Origin of the sequence: Campylobacter sp. Cr9 (assembly GCF_020138295.1) — a bacterium.
In the GTDB taxonomy this organism is placed as follows: Bacteria; Campylobacterota; Campylobacteria; order Campylobacterales; family Campylobacteraceae; genus Campylobacter_E.
Window position 1 is genome coordinate 105272 of record NZ_JACGBH010000003.1, and the last position, 6874, is coordinate 112145.

The 6874-nt window shown below is 29.1% G+C and carries 5 protein-coding genes and 1 CRISPR repeat array; all 5 genes read right to left on the reverse strand.

Annotated features, from left to right (window positions below):
- Positions 1–45 precede the first annotated feature (45 nt).
- Positions 46–237, reverse strand: coding sequence for a CRISPR-associated endonuclease Cas2 (gene cas2 / locus AVANS14531_RS02670; RefSeq protein WP_336611233.1), 192 nt, complete (start codon positions 235–237; stop codon positions 46–48).
- Positions 238–1014, reverse strand: coding sequence for a CRISPR-associated endonuclease Cas1 (cas1, locus tag AVANS14531_RS02675; protein WP_336611234.1), 777 nt, complete (start codon positions 1012–1014; stop codon positions 238–240). It abuts the gene before it with no gap.
- A 25-nt stretch (positions 1015–1039) separates the two neighbouring features.
- Positions 1040–1192 (reverse strand): hypothetical protein, encoded by a 153-nt coding sequence (locus AVANS14531_RS02680; RefSeq protein ID WP_336611235.1) that lies wholly within the window; start codon positions 1190–1192, stop codon positions 1040–1042.
- Positions 1186–5019, reverse strand: coding sequence for an HNH endonuclease domain-containing protein (locus tag AVANS14531_RS02685; protein ID WP_336611236.1), 3834 nt, complete (start codon positions 5017–5019; stop codon positions 1186–1188). The genes AVANS14531_RS02680 and AVANS14531_RS02685 overlap by 7 nt, the downstream gene beginning before the upstream one ends.
- Before the next feature lie 315 nt (positions 5020–5334).
- Positions 5335–5947: direct repeats of the CRISPR family, unit length 37 nt; unit sequence CTTTCAAACCTAATTCTAGCAAAACATGGTTTGAAAC.
- A 231-nt stretch (positions 5948–6178) separates the two neighbouring features.
- Positions 6179–6745, reverse strand: coding sequence for a zeta toxin family protein (locus tag AVANS14531_RS02690; protein WP_336611237.1), 567 nt, complete (start codon positions 6743–6745; stop codon positions 6179–6181).
- Between the last annotated feature and the right edge of the window lie 129 nt (positions 6746–6874).

Genomic DNA, 6874 nt, shown 5'->3' on the forward strand with positions numbered 1-6874 from the left:
TCAGCCTTTTTATATCCGTGCGTATCATCTAAATCTATCTTGCATCTACATAAAAAACGCCCTATCCCCATCATCACAGAGTTTTTTAGAAAGCTCTTTTACTACCTTTATCTCGCTTTTGCTAAGCTCTCCGTAAAAGACTGATTTTTGGATATTTAAAAGCCCTAAGTCTTTTAACTCTTCAAAAAGCTTTGTTCTTGACTTATTATCTTCTATATCATAACTTATAAGATGCATTTACCACCTAAACACATAAGAATGATAATTATTCGCACCACACAAAAACCCACTAAGCTTATAAACTTGCCTTTGCATGATACTTTCTAGGCTTAATTTTGAGTGATTGTAGTTTAGCTTTTTGGCTAGGGAACTTATGATTTGCTGTGCTATGAGTTTTTTGTGTTCGGCAAAATCACCTTTTAACTGATTACTTAGTTTAATTACATTTCTATCTACTACAAAGCTTCTATACTCTTCCATGATGTCCAAAACCAGCGATGGTTTAGCACTTCTTAGACTATGAAGCACCCCAAAGTATGGGTTTAGCCCTGCGTTTATCACGCATTTGTAAATGTGATTTTGAAGTATCGCATAACCATAGTTTAGGGCTTTGTTTATATTATCTTCTGCGTATCTGCCCGTGCGATTTATAAACTCATCGCCTAAAAGTTCGCACTCGCTAAGGTATTTAAAATACATCGCCGCAGCACTTCCTTCTATGCCAAAAATCTCATCTTTGCTAAGTTTAAATCTCTTAAGCTCACCTATTAAAAGTGAGAGTTTGTTTGAGATGAGCTTGGCTTTTTCTTGGTTTTTATGTCTTGAAAAGTATAAAATAGTGGAGCGTTGATTTTTAATCTTGCCTATGATTAGCTCTTTTGCTAAGGCTAGGTCTTTGCCATTTTGTTCGCTTAAAATCTGGTGTTTTATTACATTTACGCTTTTATGCTCATGCAATGTATGTAGGGCTAAATGAGATTTAAAGTCGTTAAAAAATATCTTAACCCCACGCACCCCACAAGCGTAGGCTAAGTCACTACTAAGCCCCTACACCACGAGATTTTATGCTTATAGTTTTTAGATTTTTAAGTGGATATTCTTTTAATAAAACTCCATCTTTTTTGACTACTAATCTTGCCGATTTTAACCCCAAATACACCCCGTAGCTATCTACTACGAGATGTTTTAGCATATATTATCTTTCATAATCTCTCTATTTGCTTTTGAAGTTTGGTTTGCTGAGTAGCTAAAACCCAAAACACTAGAATTATCACAAATAATACTAGCTTTATAATCCCTTGGCTTACCTAAAAACTCTGCGAATTCGCTTATTAAGCACTCATTACAAAACTTTACCCATTCTTCGTTTTTTAAACCCAAATCGCCCTTAAAAATATTTAAATCATAGCCTAATTTAGCCTTATCAAAATATACTTTAACAGTATGCCTATCAGCTTGGCTTACTTCATACTCAAGTTTAATTATCTTTGGTGGCAAGTCTTTAGTAATACTAAGTTTATAAATCTCAGTAGCGTTATCACTAAGTGATAAAATCTTAATAACATCCTCTATCTTGCAAGGTAAAACATTCTTGGTATGGTATTTTATACCCACTATTTTATCTTTATCAAAATAATTTTTAGTAGCGATATTTTCATTTGCCAAGCCCTCATAACCCGTATTTCTACGCACCACAAAACTAGCCCCACTTGCAACACTTAGCGAGTATGTAACACGGCGTTTATTTCTAGCTCTTTTTATATCTTTTTGATTGCCTGTGTAAAAACTATCTATATAAAGTTTTTGGATTTTTTCCACTTCGCTTTTATCTTTTACGGCATTTTTTACTAAGATTTCATAGAATTTTTCTATATTTTTATTCTTTTGGTTTTCATTTAAAAAATCATCAAATGTTTTTGACTTATTTTTGGCTAATTTTTCATCTTTTGAAAATATTTTATTTGGAGTATTTGAAATGCTTTTATCGCTATTATGAAAATATATATCTAAAATATCTTTTCTCACACTTGATACCAAAAATTTATCCAAAAATTTGATTTTTTCTAGTGTTTTTATATCTTTTGCCTCAAAACTTGCAAATATTAAATCAAAAACTTTTTTGGTGTTTATGTAAAATTTCGTTTGTTTAGACTTTTTAACCTCTATTAACAAATCAAGTTCTTTTAAAATACCCAATTGCTTATCACTTAAAGCCTTAGCATTTTCATACCTAAGCGAGTAAATCGTATCTTTAAAAAGCTGTTTTCTTGAGATTTTATCTTGACTTAATTCTAAGTATTTTTGGCTTTGTATATTTTTTATCTCGCTTTCTTTTAGGTAAATCTCGCTAAACTTAAACTTTGGTTCAAACTTCACATTCTCATTTATAGCTACCACCTTTTTATCCTTGATAGCACTAGCTATATAAAACACCACACTAGCATCTATACAATGGCTATGGCTTGATTGTTTTTCTTCTTTTGTTATCTCTGGCAAATCAATGCTTAACTCACGCCTGATAGCACTTGTTAGCTTGCTATCAATAAAATTAACCTTGATATCTAGCTCATTATTTTTTGTCATTGCATGTTTTACGATTAGCCTTGCTAGGCGTTTTTGAGTTCCATTTGTGCTAGTTTTGCGTTTATCCTTTTTTAAAAGTTCTAAAGCTATCTTAAAAAAGCTTTCATCTGGCATAAAAAGTGCGTGTCTAAAAGCGATTTGCTCTTTTGCTTTTAGGTTTTTATAATTTGTATATTTATCCATATCAATGCTATTTAAGGTATCATTTATAAAGCTTTTTAACTCAATTTCGTTTGTTGCGCCACACTTCTTAAAGATATCTTTTTTATAATTTTCGTGCAAGTCATCAAAATACACGCAACCATTGCTTTTTCTAAGGTTTTCGTATGATTTTACAGCTATTAAATTCGCTTCTGAGTTATATTCACATTTACTTCTTGGTAAGATATGGTCAAACTCAGCATTTTTTAGATTTAACAGCTCCCCACTATAAGGGCATATCACAAAATGTTCTTTTGGCTTTCTTTTTACTTTAGTTTTTGTAAGCTCTTTTGCCGCCGTTTCAAAGGTAAAGGCATTTTGTTCTATATTTATACTCAATTCTTTAGTATTGCTTAAATCCAAATCACTCACTATTTCATAAGCAAGCCTATCAATATACATCTCCATTCTACCATTTATAAGCCTTGCACTATCACTTCCTAGTACCGAACACATAGCCTTTTCGCCACTAATTCTAAGAAGATTTTGGATAGCATGAGTTTGGCATAATTTGTGAAAGCCTTTTTGCTCGTCAAAAATTATATTTGCAGTTTGTAAAAGCAAATTTATTTTAGCGTTTAAATCAGTAGCGTTAATTCCGTTTTTAAATTCTTTAAGGTTTTTAAGCATTGTATAAGCTAACTCATAGCCTTTTAAAATACTTGCTAAATCCTTATCATTTGGAATTTCTTGTTCTTCTTTTAATGCTTTATAAAAGCCATTTTGATAGTCTTTAGCACTTTCGCTAATACGACCTAAAAAGCCTTTTAAGGTGCTTTTGCCTATTTTATTTTCTTTATTATTTATAAAATCACTTATATTTTTTACATCATCTTTGCTAAGCCCTGATTTTACGCCCCATAAAATGCTTAAATGTATATGTTTTGAATTGTTTTTATATGGAGTGTGGCAGCCACAAGACTTAAGAATTTTGCCCTTTAAAATACCTTTTTTAGATAAAAGCAATTCATCATAATAATTAGTCACAAAATCCTTTAAAACCTTAAAATCACTATCATTTAAACAAATTTGCTCTTTAAAATACGCTCCATAATTATCAAAATCTCTTGGATATAGTTTATCATCATCTAAACTAGCCTTAGAAACATCTAAAAATCTTTGAAATATAGTCTTTAACTCATCTTCATCTAAATCATCAAAATCTTTTATAACCCCGTATTCATCTATGTTTAAATGTGAAAAATTTGGATTGTCTAAAATATGCTTTAAACAATTTTTAAGACTTTGGCTTAAATTATCCTTTAAAACTAAAGCATAGCAAGTTTGTGGGTTTTTATTATTCATTCTCTCATAAGGTGGGATACTTGTTATAGGGTCGTTTTTACATAAGTATTCATAGCTTGAGTTTTTTAGATTTTTTAACATGGTGTGTTTATTTTCTAACTCTTTTTCGCCTTTAAAAGAAAGAAAATTTATATTTTTTATGCTTACTTTTTTAAGTTTTTCATCATCAAAAACATCATCAAATTTATTATTAAAATATTTTCTTAAAACCCTTGTTTGATAGTTTGAAATATTGCCGATTAAATTTATAAACTCATCTTTTTTTATATTTAGTTTTGAAAATACGCTTTTAAATTCCACGCTTTCACAAATGTCTTTTATGTCTTTTAAGTATCTTTCTCTATGCTTGTTGTTTTTAAGCATTTCATTTCTTAAAGCCTCAAACATTTGTAAAATTGATTTTTTATCAGCTATCTTATAAATATCTTTACCATTCTCATCTTTTTGAGTTATTAACTCTACTTGCTTAGCTAAAAACTCGCAAAACTCACTCTCATCACAATCATTTGCTAAACTTGAAAGCCTTAGCTCATAATCATCTTTATTTACACAACCCTTAAACTCATAGCCATCAATTTCATTTAACACTTCCAAGCTTTCATCGCTTAAATCATTTTCAAACTCTATATTTATATAGTTAAATCCACGATTTTTAAGTAGTCCGTATATTAGCTCAAGTTCATTTTGGCTTAAATCTTTGATTTTGATTTTATTTAACAGTTCATCTAAAAGTCTTCTAGCAAATTTTGCTCTTTTAAAAGCTCTTCTTTGATGTCTTTTAGCAGTTCTATCTTTTTTAAGGAAATTGATATCGCCATCTTTAAAGATATAATTAGCAGCGCTTTTGCTTACAATCTCATCGTTTTTTATATCTACAATATAAACACCGTTATTTTTAGCACCCATATCAATACTTACAACTTTTTTCATATTATTTTCCCCTTATGATTTATTGTAAATATAGTAGCATGTTTAACTAAAAATAAATGATATAAATCAAAAATAGTGGGGGTGGCTAAGCCAGAGCCCCATTTGTAATACCCCTTTGGGTGATTTCAAACTCGTAAATGTTTTGCTAGAATTAGGTTTGAGTTGATATTCTAAGCTAAAAATCTTAACTTTAAGCTTAAAGATTTCTTATTTTTCCACAAAACGGCTGTTTTTTTGCCATAATTTTCAAAGCGGAAAAATAAGCAAACTTTAAGTTAGCTCAAATCCTTACAAGCTAGACAAGTTTGCCTAGCTCTTTCAAACCTAATTCTAGCAAAACATGGTTTGAAACCTTTAGCTTTTTTAATAAATACGCTTGACCTTTAGCTTTCAAACCTAATTCTAGCAAAACATGGTTTGAAACTATTTATTGTGAAGTTATAATTAATCGTTTTTGTACTTTCAAACCTAATTCTAGCAAAACATGGTTTGAAACTTTCTTAAACACTCTTTAACATATTTATTTATGGCCTTTCAAACCTAATTCTAGCAAAACATGGTTTGAAACAACGCCGACAATTTTATAAACATTTTTAAAAGTTTCTTTCAAACCTAATTCTAGCAAAACATGGTTTGAAACCTTTTTATAATCTTTACAGCTTCGCTCATATAAAACTTTCAAACCTAATTCTAGCAAAACATGGTTTGAAACCTTTTTATAATCTTTACAGCTTCGCTCATATAAAACTTTCAAACCTAATTCTAGCAAAACATGGTTTGAAACGTCTTTTCACGATGAGCTTCAATCTCAAGCTGAACTTTCAAACCTAATTCTAGCAAAACATGGTTTGAAACTACGAACACGATATAATCTATGAAAAATTAAAAATCCTTTCAAACCTAATTCTAGCAAAACATGGTTTAAAACAAACAGGTAATAAATGGGTCACTCGTAAAGCCTAATAAAAAGCTTTAGTAAAATTTTTATTTTTTTATATTATTAAAATTTTGGTAGTTCTTTTATATTTTTAATAACATAAGAACAAACTCAACACGTTAATTCTTTAAAGTTGTAAAATTAAAATGTTATAAATAAACTATACATTCTATTAGATTAATTATATTCATTACAATAAGATCAGTTTTAAGATTTTATTTTTTATAAAATTAAATTACTAAACCAATTAACTTTTTTTTGTAAATCCATTACCCCATTTGTTATTTTTGCTATTAATTCAAAGTTTTGCGTATTATCATAAATTAAAACTTCATCACATAATGGTATAACTTTTAAAAGATTTTGCATACTTTCATAATATCTTTTATCTATTAAATGTGGTTCTACATCGTGTCCACCTTTGCTAACCCGTATTTTTACACGCTCTTTTGCTATTTTTGAGCTATCAAGTCCTATAAAATGTAAATTTATTTTATAATTATTCTCTTTTAACTCTTTAAATAGGTTTAATATAGCTTTTCCACAAAGCGTAGTTTCTTGATTAAAATTAAGTCTGTCATTCATATAAACCTTACGCATTGTTAAAGCTATTTTAGAAGCACGAATAAGAGTTTTCTTATCTTTATAATCTCCAATACTTTGAGCTATCTCATCCACATTTATACGATAACCTAAATTTATTCCTTTCTCTTGTGATAAAAAATATAAAGTCGTTTTTCCAGCACCATTTACACCAGCAAAAATAGTTGCAATTGGTTGATTTATCATAAAATTTCCTATATAATTTTCAAGCAATTATAATAAAATAAAGTATTTATATTTGTTTATAATGTTTATATTGATTTATTAATTAAACAAAAAACTTAATTCTTCATCTATTACAATATCCCAATCATA